12 protein-coding genes are annotated in these 11550 nt (G+C 42.0%); 5 read left to right on the top strand and 7 right to left on the bottom strand.

From position 1 onward, the window contains the following. Window positions 1–155 precede the first annotated feature (155 nt). Both CCS02_RS01725 and CCS02_RS01720 read right to left on the bottom strand, forming a co-directional pair. On the bottom strand, window positions 156–830 hold the full coding sequence (locus CCS02_RS01725) for an efflux RND transporter periplasmic adaptor subunit (RefSeq protein WP_157789934.1): 675 nt from the start codon (window positions 828–830) through the stop codon (window positions 156–158). Between the two features lie 57 nt (window positions 831–887). Further along, window positions 888–2462 (bottom strand): TolC family protein, encoded by a 1575-nt coding sequence (locus CCS02_RS01720; RefSeq protein WP_100635471.1) that lies wholly within the window; start codon window positions 2460–2462, stop codon window positions 888–890. Between the two features lie 434 nt (window positions 2463–2896). Here CCS02_RS01720 and CCS02_RS01715 point away from each other — a divergent pair, with 434 nt between their 5' ends. Then, window positions 2897–4141: a multidrug effflux MFS transporter gene (locus CCS02_RS01715; RefSeq protein ID WP_100635469.1), complete on the top strand. Its 1245-nt coding sequence runs from the start codon at window positions 2897–2899 to the stop codon at window positions 4139–4141. Window positions 4142–4172: 31 nt separating this feature from the next. Here CCS02_RS01715 and CCS02_RS01710 read toward each other — a convergent pair whose 3' ends face one another. The 3 genes from CCS02_RS01710 to CCS02_RS01700 all read right to left on the bottom strand — a co-directional run bounded on the left by CCS02_RS01710 (window position 4173) and on the right by CCS02_RS01700 (window position 5747). After that, on the bottom strand, window positions 4173–4676 hold the full coding sequence (locus CCS02_RS01710) for a type II toxin-antitoxin system YhaV family toxin (RefSeq protein WP_072837979.1): 504 nt from the start codon (window positions 4674–4676) through the stop codon (window positions 4173–4175). Between the two features lie 2 nt (window positions 4677–4678). Beyond that, the gene (locus tag CCS02_RS01705; protein ID WP_072837978.1) at window positions 4679–5008 is read right to left on the bottom strand and encodes a type II toxin-antitoxin system PrlF family antitoxin; all 330 of its coding nucleotides are present in this window, start codon (window positions 5006–5008) and stop codon (window positions 4679–4681) included. 181 nt (window positions 5009–5189) lie between these two features. Then, complete coding sequence (locus CCS02_RS01700; protein WP_100635467.1) at window positions 5190–5747, bottom strand: TetR/AcrR family transcriptional regulator; 558 nt, start codon at window positions 5745–5747, stop codon at window positions 5190–5192. 229 nt (window positions 5748–5976) lie between these two features. Here CCS02_RS01700 and trpB point away from each other — a divergent pair, with 229 nt between their 5' ends. The 4 genes from trpB to map all read left to right on the top strand — a co-directional run bounded on the left by trpB (window position 5977) and on the right by map (window position 9093). Beyond that, a complete protein-coding gene (gene trpB, locus CCS02_RS01695; RefSeq protein ID WP_100635465.1) occupies window positions 5977–7236 on the top strand; it encodes a tryptophan synthase subunit beta in 1260 nt (419 codons plus the stop codon). Further along, on the top strand, window positions 7233–8033 hold the full coding sequence (trpA, locus tag CCS02_RS01690) for a tryptophan synthase subunit alpha (protein WP_100635463.1): 801 nt from the start codon (window positions 7233–7235) through the stop codon (window positions 8031–8033). The genes trpB and trpA overlap by 4 nt, the downstream gene beginning before the upstream one ends. Window positions 8034–8114: 81 nt before the next feature. Then, complete coding sequence (locus CCS02_RS01685; protein WP_100188612.1) at window positions 8115–8321, top strand: ParD-like family protein; 207 nt, start codon at window positions 8115–8117, stop codon at window positions 8319–8321. 1 nt (window position 8322) lies between these two features. Beyond that, the gene (gene map, locus CCS02_RS01680; protein WP_100635461.1) at window positions 8323–9093 is read left to right on the top strand and encodes a type I methionyl aminopeptidase; all 771 of its coding nucleotides are present in this window, start codon (window positions 8323–8325) and stop codon (window positions 9091–9093) included. 85 nt (window positions 9094–9178) lie between these two features. Here map and CCS02_RS01675 read toward each other — a convergent pair whose 3' ends face one another. Both CCS02_RS01675 and CCS02_RS01670 read right to left on the bottom strand, forming a co-directional pair. Then, window positions 9179–10885: an ArnT family glycosyltransferase gene (locus CCS02_RS01675; RefSeq protein ID WP_100635459.1), complete on the bottom strand. Its 1707-nt coding sequence runs from the start codon at window positions 10883–10885 to the stop codon at window positions 9179–9181. Next, window positions 10882–11550: a TVP38/TMEM64 family protein gene (locus tag CCS02_RS01670; protein WP_072837971.1), complete on the bottom strand. Its 669-nt coding sequence runs from the start codon at window positions 11548–11550 to the stop codon at window positions 10882–10884. The genes CCS02_RS01675 and CCS02_RS01670 overlap by 4 nt, the downstream gene beginning before the upstream one ends.

Genomic DNA, 11550 nt, shown 5'->3' with positions numbered 1-11550 from the left:
CCACCTCTATGGGTATATTTTTAGCAACTCATGTATTGTTGCTAAAATTCATTCAATCTGTTGTAAACGCTGCTTTATTTTTTTTAGCAGCATTTGTTACTGTTCTTTAAAAATACTGCTCTTTAAAAAAGTACTAATATCAAAATTCTATTTTTTTACTGAAACATCGCCACCACACTCATACCAGGTAAAACCTTCACTGGTACTTTTTTAATCGTAGCTCGTATTTGAATAGTTTGGCTCGTTGGGTCGACACTTGGCCCAATATGGCTAACCACCGCCTGCAATGTTTGTTGTGTCTCTTCGACCTGCAATGTGATTGCTTTATTTATTGTCAACCACGCCATCCATTGTGCGGGAACAATTATGTCGGCTTCTAATCGATTCAATCCGACGATTTTCATCAAGGCTTGTTGCTGTTGCACGACTTCAAATGTATGACTATCGAGTTGTTCAACCACACCATCAAAAGGCGCTTTAATATCACAACGCTCTACGTTTAGTTGTGCCATAGTGCGCTCTGCCTGAACCTTTTGTAGCTCAGCTTGTGCAATAGTGACTTCCAATGTTCCAATAGAATTCAGCCGATTAAGTTGCTGAGTGTTATCTAATCTTGCTTGCGCGACTTTCGTTTCGGCATCCACTTTTTCCAATTGAGCCTCAAACAACCGACAATCTAAACGAATAAGAGAATCCCCTTGCTTAAAGGATTCCCCCATTCTTTTGGGCACTGCAATCACTCTGGCAGATAACTCAGTAGACAGCGTCGCCTTATTGGTCGCGACCAATATACCTCGCGCTTTAAAGGTCTCTTGTGCGATAACTGGCATCGTTATTACACAAAAGAGCAGGCACACCACAACTTTCAGTTTTAACATCATCAAAACTTACTTCTCAGCCACACTTTTTGCCGCTAATGCAGATTGCATTTCTTCCGCGGAAATCACTTCAATGTCACCTTGCTCCCAACGAGCAAACATGTTGTTAAAAGCCGTAGATAGATCTTCTAGACTCATATTGCCAAAACCTTCTGGCAATGGGTCCAGACCCATAGAAACTAACACTCTACCGAAGTTATTTTGCAGATCAGCATAAGCCACATCACGACGTAACTCTGCCAACAAAGCATTTAGATCCTCACGAATAACGGTTAAATCACCAATACTTTGTGCTGTGCGGCTAGAATCTACTTGGGCTTTAATACGCTGTGCCACATCATAATATTGCGTAGCCAGTGCATAAGTATCATTCGATTCTTTGAATTGAATATCAGCAATGTGAACCTGAGAGATAACCGCCATAGAGGTTGCTAGAGATCGCTGTTTGCCCGCGGCAATTTTCAAGTCATTCAACTTATCTAACTTGCCATATCGAAACACGTTCATAAGGTTCCAATTCAAGCCCACACCAGCAGACGTCCAGTCGTTATAACGAAGGTAATCAGAATCGTTGTAATTCAGGCCTGCACTAAGGCTTAAGCTTGGAAAAAGAGACAAAAAGGCAGAATGCACTTCTTCTTGAGTAATACGCTCTTGGTATTGCGCTTCTCGTAGTTCTGGACGAAGTACTAACGCAGTGCGCTCCATAGAACTCATGTCGACATTAAGAACGGGGATATCGCTATTAGGATTATTAACATCTGCCAATTCAAAATTAACAGCAGGATTTAGGCCCATTAAAATTGCCAACTCAGTTTTAGCTGGCATCAAATCCTTACGAATGTCTTGAAGGGTACGCAAGGTTTCCAATAGAGACCGCTGATAGGTTAATGCTTCCATTGGGGACTGAGCACGAAGCTTTTCTATCTTAGCTGAGTCAACTAATGCAGCACGAGCCTTAACGATTAAAGGATTGATTTTAGACAACAAGCGTTCCGCAGAAACCGCCCGATAATAAGCATTACGAGACTGCTCCATAATAGAATGAACCACTTTACGTTCACGCTCTTTGGAAATCAGAAAACGATCCGCTTGCTGTTTTGCACGATAGTACGACAAGCCAAAATCGAGAATATCCCAAGTCGCGCCAATACTCGCATTTACCGTACTTTTATCAGATGAAACCGAGTAGCTCGGATTGCTACCTAAGCTCGATGGCTCATCACCGGAGAAAGTAACCGATGCAGAAGCCGCGTAATTATTTCGATGATTGTAGCCTGCCTTGGCAGCTAATTCTGGCAACATATCAAACTTATCGACTGCCAATTGCCCCTGCGAAACTACAGCTTCAAAAGCTTTTAGACGCGAGTCGCGGTTGTACTTAATAGTACGAGCAAAAGCTTCGTTTAAATCGATTGGACCATTAATAGGGGCAACGTCTTTATTTATCTCATCAGCATTTTCAGCCGCCTGAGACAAGATTTCTTGATTAGTAAATTGTTTAGGGGTAACCGAACAACCAGCAACCGACAAAGACACAAAAACAGCCAAAGCAGTTCGACCAAATAGTAGGCGAGAAGTCATAAAACCCCCTTATAAATAAATAATAAAAAAAGAAATCATCGATAGACAAATGGAATAGAAATGAAAATTAGACCAGTCAAATATATAACAGGCAGAAAGAGGGGGGTATTCAAAACGATTTATAACGCCACATTCCATGCAAGCTCACTTTACTGTATCCGTATCCGTATCCGTATCAAAGAATTTGATTGCGATTGCCATCAAACATATAGGAATCGTATAAAAATCACAAAAAAAGTGCAATGAAAATGCAAGAAATTACTAACCAAGCCAAACAATTTACAATCACATAGCTCAAATATAAATTATCCAATTCCTTATTTTATGCACACATCCGTAAGCTGCGTTTTATAAAGCCTGAGTATAATACTCAGCTATTATTAGGACTCGATTTTTGCTTCCTTTCGAAACATCATATTTTCTCTGGATGACATATGGAAAATGCTCACAACAACACTTCTTCTTCCGGTATGGGATCGAAGGAGTTCACGCTTTTAGTTGCTCTATTAATGTCGATAACAGCAATATCTATTGACGCTTTGCTACCAGCACTTGGGATTATCGGTAACGAACTTGGCGCAGTAACAGCGAACCAACCACAATTGCTCATTAGTATGTTGTTTTTAGGTTTGGCAATGGGGCAATTAATTTGCGGACCACTGTCGGATGCCCTAGGTCGTCGCCCTATTCTATTTGGTGGCTTCGCTCTTTATTTGGTTGGCACTGTGGTCTGCTACCAAGCAGACAGTTTAGAAATGCTGATGTTGGGTCGTTTTATTCAAGGCTTAGGCGTTGCTGGACCTTATATTTCCGCTATATCCCTGGTTCGTGATTTGTACCATGGCGCGCAAATGGCTCGTATCATGTCTTTGGTGATGATGATTTTCGTCTTGGTTCCAGCCATCGCCCCAACACTTGGTCAAGCGATTATGTTTGTCGATGACTGGCGCGGTATTTTTGAGATGTATCTTGTTTATGCTGTGTTATTGATTGTTTGGATTGGCTTTCGTTTAAAAGAAACGCTACCAAAATCCAACCGTATTCCTTTTTCGAAAAAAGGCTTTTACGAAGGTTTTAAAGAAGTAGTAACAAATAGAATCACGGCGAGCTACACCATATGCATGGGGTTATTCTTCGGTAGCTTTATTGGCTATTTGAATTCTTCACAACAAATATTTCAGGTGCAATTCAAAACTGGTAACTTGTTCGCACTTTACTTCGGTTTATTGGCCTTAGTATTGGGTTTTTCTTCTTTGATTAACTCTCGTATCGTTGAAAAACATGGCGCAAAATACATCGCCTTCCGAGCTATTTGCGTTGTCGTTATCGCATCCATTGCATTTTTTGCTTTGCACGCTTTTGTGGCGATCAGTTTATGGATGTTTTTAGTCTATGCTGCCGTTTTGTTCTTCTGCTTTGGTTTGTTGTTCGGTAACGTCAACTCCCTAGCAATGGAACCAATGGGGCATGTCGCGGGCATTGCATCTGCTGTTATTGGTTCAGTGTCGTCTATTATGTCGATGAGCATTGGTACTGTGATAGGCCAAATGTACAACAACACCTTGATGCCAATTTCGGGTGGCTTCGTGATTATGGGCTCATTAGCAGTATGCATCATGTATTGGGCCGAAAAAGGCCGTGTTGAAGAAGTAATTGAAGAGCAAAGCGCAGCGGTTTAACCGCTGCTTAAAACCTTATTTAATGGCTATTTTATGATGGGAGTTCATCATCGTTTGAAAGAAAATGGCGTGTCGAAGCCTTTAAAAGGTCGTCCCAATCATCCGGTGGCTGTCCTGACATTAGCATTTTAGAGAAGACCCTGTAAGCGTCATTTTTGCTGCCATAAGCTCTTTTATTTTTTTCATCATTGACCCAAGCATAAACAATAATCTTTGATTCGACGTGGTATCTGAAAAACAAACGATACCGCTGAAAAAACTTGGCGCGAAACCAGTGTTTATGATTATCGCCTAACGTCTTGCCTTGACGATAATCTGAACTGGTTGGATCTTGAGGAATTATTTCAAATGCCAGCTTGTGAATGGCTGCCAATCGCTTAGTCGCATTTTTCTTTACATAACCTGTAGGATCTTGCTGCTTTAATTCCTCCACTTTGTCCTTGAGAATAAGATATTGCTCAGCGAACAAAGGGTGTGCATAGAGTGTCCAACCATTAACGATGGTAGGATGATGATTGCTCGAATATAAAGACAAATTTATTCATCCTCATCAGACAACGGCGCATCCAAATCTAGCTCAACATTTTCAATTAGGCTTTGAACAGTATTGCGCATACTTGTTGTCAATTGCTGCAGATTTTCTGGATGCTGTTGCATGTCATTAGCCAAAAAAGACAAAAACTTATTCATCACAGGATCGTCTTCTGTTTTTTCAACTTTTGTCATTAAAACATTGCCATCTGCTTGAATCACATATCGGATTTTATCTTTTTTACCCAAATGCAAAGCTCGACGAACAGAACTAGGCACCGTTGTTTGAAAACGCTCGGTAAGTGTTGACTCGGTTTCCAAAGCGATATTAGCCATTATTGACAACCTCTATCTTGTTGCAGAATGTATTACAAAAATTGTAGTACCAAAACACAGACAATGCAAACGCATTACCTTAATCAAATCATTACCAAGCTCGCCAGTCTTTTCGCGCTATCACACAACAAAGCCGCGCCCGCGTGAACAGTAGGCATAATAATGCCGGCATCAAGTTCAGCTATTTCATCAAACCATCAAGCTGACTTTCTAGCTCAGTCTTAACCATCATTGCCTGATTCATTAATGCAGGCGTTAAAAGCGCTTCTCTACTAACCGCTTTTAACGCAAAGAAATTCATCGGTGATACGGCAAACTCAGCAATCCAAGCTAATAAAGTCGACTCTAAAACAGCCTCAAACTCAGTAAACAAGGAAAAGGTAGACGGCAACATTTTATGCTGCTCGCCCAATAAAATACGGTACACCGCAAGGCGCTCGGCTTTATTAACCCAAGCCTCCCAAAGCAATATCCAGCCTGAAATAAGCGTGAGATTTTTCTTTGCTTGTAGACGCACCAAGACCTTTTGCATCTCATCTTGTGCTTGCTCAGTTAACGAGGCTAACGCCGTTTCCCATAACACTAACTTAGTAGGAAAATTGCTGTATACCGTAGGCTTAGAGACGCCAGCTGTCACGACCACTTGATCAATACTGGTACTCTGATAACCCTGTTGAGTAAACAAACCACACGCCGCCTCAACTATGTGGGCTTTTTTACTGGGTCTTCCTCTTGCCATAATGTCCTCGATCTAACTATTCGCTATAAATTATATAGTAACCTATTGATGTTCATCTGCTTTCGTTTTCTAACAACGCAATTTGGCTTTGCGTCTGTCTGAAGACTCAATCTCTATCCTCTAAAACTTAATTTCCCATCAACAATTCAAAACACTTGACGAACGTTTATCATCGCATTAAATTAACTAAACGGTATAGTTAAATAAATAGCAATTTTAGGAGCAAGTCATGCAAAGCGAGAACGGTTTCTACGGGCAATACGGCGGTAGCTATATTCCTGAAATCCTTTATTCGAGCCAACAGCAAATTTTACATGCGTTCGAAGAAGCCAAAAACGACCCAGAGTTTCTCGCTGAGCTGAATAAACAATGGCAGCAGTTTTCTGGCCGCCCAACGCCACTGACTTTTTGTGCGAATTTAACCGAACACTTTGGCGGCGCACAAATTTACCTTAAGCGTGAAGATTTAAACCACAGTGGCGCGCACAAGATGAACAACGTTATTGGCCAAGGGTTATTAGTCAAACGTATGGGTAAAAAACGTGTGATTGCGGAAACAGGCGCTGGACAACACGGCATTGCCACGGCCCTTGTTGCAGCGCGTTTAGGACTGGAATGCACTATTTACATGGGCGCGAAAGACATTGAACGCCAGTACCCAAATGTTTTCTGGATGAAACAACTTGGCGCTACGGTTGTACCTGTTACCACTGGCGCACAAACGCTACGAGATGCATTAGACGAAGCGCTGCGTGACTGGTCTTCTAGCCATGAAGAAAGCCATTACCTAATTGGTACCTCTTGCGGTTGCGCGCCCTTCCCTGAAATGGTGGCGTATTTTCAATCTGTGATTGGCAACGAGGTACGCGAGCAAAGTGTCGCTCAATTTGGTCAATTTCCAGACCGTTTGTACGCTTGTGTTGGCGGTGGTTCAAATGCTTGTGGTTTGTTCCTACCTTTCCTTGATGATAAAGAAGTGGAAATGGTCGGCGTCGAAGCAGGCGGTAAAGGTTTGGAGCTTGGCGAGCATTCTATTCGCTTATCTCACAATCTTGGACAACCTGGTATCGCACAAGGCTTTGCAACTATGTTCTTGCAGGATAGCGCAGGACAATTACAAGAAACACACTCTATCGCAGCTGGTTTAGACTATGTTGGCGTATCCCCTATCATCGCCCATTTAGCGGAAATCGGTCGTATTAAAATGACCTATGCCATGGACGATGAAGTCATTGCGGCTTGTACACTTCTACTGAAAAAAGAAGGCATTATTCCAGCTCTAGAATCGTCTCATGCCTTGGCGGGTGCTTTTAAAGATGCGCCAAATTTGCCGAAAGATTCAAAGATCGTTATCAACCTGTCTGGTCGTGGCGACAAGGACATCTTTAACGTAGCGAAAGCCGTACAAGATGAAACTTTTCCGCAATTCTTAACCGACTACCTAGCCTCTTATCCAACCACTCAAGAGAACAAAGGGGAAAAAGCATGAGCCAGTTAGCGACCTTTATTAAAGAAAAACGCCAACAAAAACCTATTTTGTCGATGACTCACGTGGTGTATGGCTACCCAAGTGTGGAAGAAAGTTTGGATTGGATGGCACGATTAATGAAAGAAGGTGTGGACTTCATCGAAGTGCAATTTCCTTTTTCGGACCCTGTCGCCGACGGCCCAAGTATAGTTGCTGCTTGTCATAAAGCATTAGAGCAAAAGCTGGACGTGGAAACCTGTTTATCTCAGTTAGGCAAAATAGCTAAAAACTTTCCTGACAGCCGCATTGTGTTGATGAGCTACTTAAATCCAATGTATCGCTTTGGTTTAGACAAGCTCGCTAAACGTGCAGCAGAAGAAAATATTCTAGGTTTAATTCTTCCAGATCTGCCGATTGAACAAGCAGCGACCTATCAAGCAGCTTGTAAGGCTAATAACATCGATCCAGTTTGGTTGGTGACTCCAGTGACGCCACCAGATCGTTTAGCGATGCTAGCAGGCCAAGCAAGCGGTTTCTTATATTGCGTCGCTCGTTCTGGTGTTACAGGTCATTCTGTCCATGAAAACAAAAGCCATGAAGGCAAAGCCAAGCAAACATCACTTGATGATTATTTAGCGCAAATTAAACAGCATGCTAGCGCACCAATGGGCGTCGGTTTTGGTTTACGCGAACGCGCTCAAATAGAGCAACTGATCGGCAAAGCTGACATCGCAATCCTTGGTTCAGCATTATTGGATGCATATAACAAAGGTGGTCAAGAAGCAGGCATTAAGTTGATAAAAGACTTGTTCCACTAAACGCTAATCAATAAATAGCACTTGAAAAGCCACACCCCTGAATATATGATCCATATACACTTTATATATGGATCATATCTCATGGGTATTATTAAAATCTCCGACGAACTTCACGACGACATCCGCAAAAGCTGCCATGTCATGTCTCGCTCTATCAATGCGCAAGCAGAATTCTGGATAAAAATGGGACGCTTAGCCGAGCTTAATCCCAGCCTCACTTTTTCTGAATTGATCGCCAATGAACTGGCTAATGCAAATACAGAAACGCCATTGAAAGCCGTCAAGTAACATGCAAGTACACATCAAAACCCCAGCTGAAATCAAATTCATGCGCGAGTCTGGAAAGTTATTAGTCCGCGTATTTCATATGCTTGATGATTTTGTAAAAGAAGGCGTTTCGACCTTAGAGATTAACAACAAAGTTGAAGACTTCATTCGTCATGAACTCAATGCCAGACCTGCGAGTCTAGGTCAATATGGCTATGAATTTGTCCTCAACTCCTCTATCAACGAGGTGGTTTGCCATGGCGTTCCAAGCGACAACCAAAAACTCAAAGCAAAAGACATCATCAATCTAGACATCACCCTAGAAAAGAACGGCTTTATCGCCGATTCCAGCAAAATGTATGTCATGAGCGAGGCGAACCCTATTGCCAAACGATTAGTCAAAACCACCTATGAAGCGATGTGGGCTGGGATCAAAAAAGTAAAACCTGGCGCAACTTTAGGCGACATAGGAGCCGCGATTCAAACCTTAGCAGAAAGCAAAGGCTATTCGGTGGTAAAAGAATATTGTGGTCACGGCATTGGCCGCGAAATGCACGAAGAGCCGCAAGTACTACATTACGGTAAAGCAGGAACAGGGATGACATTGGAGGAAGGGATGACCTTCACCATTGAGCCAATGATCAACCAAGGCAAGGCCAAAACCAAGATTAAAAAAGACGGCTGGACCGTAATAACCGCTGATAAAAAACTGTCCGCTCAATGGGAACACACCATCCTAGTGACATCGACAGGTTATGAAGTACTAACCATAAGAAATGAAGAACTAACCTGACAAAAAAGGCCCAGTCAAATAAATAAACTGAGCCTTTCTTTCAGATTACAACATTCAAAACATCATTTAATTGACCATAAGAAAACTACTCGTACAGAGCCTTCAATGGTAAGGAATAACGTTTAACTGTCTTTGGCTTTTCACACGTGGGCGTCATGGCACTTTCATCAAGCAAAATCCATTCTTTGCTATGAGCTCGATCTAGCTCTTTAGCTTTGCTTAAATCAAAGCATTCAATTGAATTATCTTTAGCTGTCATCACATAACGATTAGGCTTCTCACTCATCCACAACCAAGCATTTCTATCTTGTTCTTGAGTACTACTCAGATAACTAAAATGGATTAAAGGAACTGGAGAAAAAAGCAAAAACTGCTCTTTAAAACGAGTCACACCAAGCTCGCCATCAGGGCCAATATCTTGCGCTGCTTCAGCCATTATTCCCTTTGCTGGGGTTCTTTCGGGGTTAAACAACATATAGCCAGCCGTACTATATAACACCCAAGTGATCGCAAAAGCGGCCCAATAGATGTTTAGATCGACCTTATTACGCTTCCATAACAAGATAGCAAACCAACCCAAAGACATGACCAAAAACAAAATACCAAATGGTAAAGTATGCTCACCAATTTCTTTGGTAATTGCATGTGATTTAGTAAAACAAAGTACTGCAGCAGTAAAAAACAGCATACCAAAAGCAACAAAGCCCACCTGCAATACGCGCCTAAACCAAACCGTCAAGCCGATATTAGTAAAATGAGCCCCCATAATTAGAGCCAGCATAGGCAAAGCCGGTAAGATATATAGGCCTCGTTTTCCAGGGCTAATGCTAAAAAATAACACCAGCAGTGCAACCCAAACCAAGACACTAAACATCACCGGAGAGACTTTAACATCGCACCAAAAGGCTTTCGTAAACAAAAAACTATAAAGAGGAAACCACAAAGCAGGAATCACGCTGACCAAAAAATAATACCAAGGGTTAATATGCCCCCAAGAATCCGCGTAGCGCTCACCCGTTTGCTTAAATAAGATATTGTCACGATAAGCCATAAAGTCAGGATTATTACTGTGCTCAGCAATATACAACATAGGTAGTAACCAAGCAGCAAGGACCAATAACATGGCCAACGGCCCTAACCACAAAGTCCAGTTTACTTGCGTTTTTTCGAATCGATACTTGCCACTAAAATGCAAAAACAGCACAGGCAACAAGAACAGCAGTGGTAGAAAACCAACCCCTTTCGTAATAATACCCAATCCCATAAAAGCCCAGCTGGCGACATACCATTTAAAGCTGGCTTGGTAGAAAAAATGACGTAACAGCCCATACATGGCAATCGTGATCCAACAGGCGACTGTGGCATCTATCTGAGCAGATTTTGATTGAATAATAAATTGCGGTGCAATAAGCAACATTAAGCAGGCATTACGTGCTGTTTTGACATTCCAAAGTTTTGCAGCAATATCAAATGTACAAAACAAAGCAACCAAACTCGCCACAGCATTAGGAATTAAAAAAGTCGCTTTCAAACTTCCTGTCAGCCAATATAAAGACGCCAGCAACCACATAAAAACAGGTGGCTTATCTGGGTATAATTCACCGCCACGCATAGGGAAAAACCAGTTTCCAGAATTCACCATTTCTCTGGCCACCTCAACGAAACGAGGCTCATCGGCAGGCCAAGGATCACGAAGTCCAATACCCGCTAAAATAACTACAGCAGCCACTAAAAAAATCAGCCAGAAGGTACGCTTATAATCCATACTATCTATCGGTGTTGTAGACATCATGCGTTATTTTCCAAATTAAGTTTTGAGAGTTTATGCTTCAAATGATCTCGATAAATGAGAGCAGTCAAAACAAAGCTTAAAAGAGACAATCCAATACTAAGGTAAATCATCGCGTGATTAGCAGAGCCAATACCACCACCAATCAAAGCAAACACAAGCGTTTGTGGAAAATACCCCAACACACTAGCGCACAAAAATGCAGGCAAAGGCACACCAACACTGCCAGATAACAAGTTGGTCACTAAATTACTGCCAACAGGTAGCAGCCTTAGAGTAAGAATTTTCATGAAAGGAGCACGGCTGGCAAACTGATTAAACTTATGCATACGAACTGGAAAATGATGTGCAAGAGTATGAGCAAATACCATTCTAGCAGCCATATAATTTGCCAACGCGGCTAATGAACAAATAGCAATCGCCACGGCAACGCCTACAACAGCGCCATACAAATAACCAAATATAAAAGATATCGCTTGGCGTGGACCACCAATGCCAACAAAAATCAGTGCCGCTAAAGCAATGGAAAAATGCCCTATCCAGCCATATTGTAACAAATAGCCAGTCAACCAATTTTTATCCGATAGATGGGCTAAAACAGGGTTAAGCACGCCCGAAATAAGTAACACAACGAATATAACAAGCAGCAGCCATTTAACCCATTTCAT

It is taken from the genome of Marinomonas sp. ef1 (assembly GCF_002806845.1).
Taxonomy (GTDB): Bacteria; Pseudomonadota; Gammaproteobacteria; order Pseudomonadales; family Marinomonadaceae; genus Marinomonas; species Marinomonas polaris.
Note: the sequence above shows the minus strand (reverse complement) of the source record. Positions and strands in the feature narration are given on the sequence as shown.

Excerpts from the sequence above, each read along its gene's own strand:
- CCS02_RS01725 (WP_157789934.1), bottom strand. The coding sequence starts at position 830 with ATGCCAGTTATCGCACAAGAGACCTTTAAAGCGCGAGGTATATTGGTC.
- CCS02_RS01720 (WP_100635471.1), bottom strand. The coding sequence starts at position 2,462 with ATGACTTCTCGCCTACTATTTGGTCGAACTGCTTTGGCTGTTTTTGTG.
- CCS02_RS01715 (WP_100635469.1), top strand. The coding sequence starts at position 2,897 with ATGGAAAATGCTCACAACAACACTTCTTCTTCCGGTATGGGATCGAAG.
- CCS02_RS01705 (WP_072837978.1), bottom strand. The coding sequence starts at position 5,008 with ATGGCTAATATCGCTTTGGAAACCGAGTCAACACTTACCGAGCGTTTT.
- CCS02_RS01700 (WP_100635467.1), bottom strand. The coding sequence starts at position 5,747 with ATGGCAAGAGGAAGACCCAGTAAAAAAGCCCACATAGTTGAGGCGGCG.
- trpB (WP_100635465.1), top strand. The coding sequence starts at position 5,977 with ATGCAAAGCGAGAACGGTTTCTACGGGCAATACGGCGGTAGCTATATT.
- trpA (WP_100635463.1), top strand. The coding sequence starts at position 7,233 with ATGAGCCAGTTAGCGACCTTTATTAAAGAAAAACGCCAACAAAAACCT.
- CCS02_RS01685 (WP_100188612.1), top strand. The coding sequence starts at position 8,115 with ATGGGTATTATTAAAATCTCCGACGAACTTCACGACGACATCCGCAAA.
- map (WP_100635461.1), top strand. The coding sequence starts at position 8,323 with ATGCAAGTACACATCAAAACCCCAGCTGAAATCAAATTCATGCGCGAG.
- CCS02_RS01675 (WP_100635459.1), bottom strand. The coding sequence starts at position 10,885 with ATGATGTCTACAACACCGATAGATAGTATGGATTATAAGCGTACCTTC.
- CCS02_RS01670 (WP_072837971.1), bottom strand. The coding sequence starts at position 11,550 with ATGAAATGGGTTAAATGGCTGCTGCTTGTTATATTCGTTGTGTTACTT.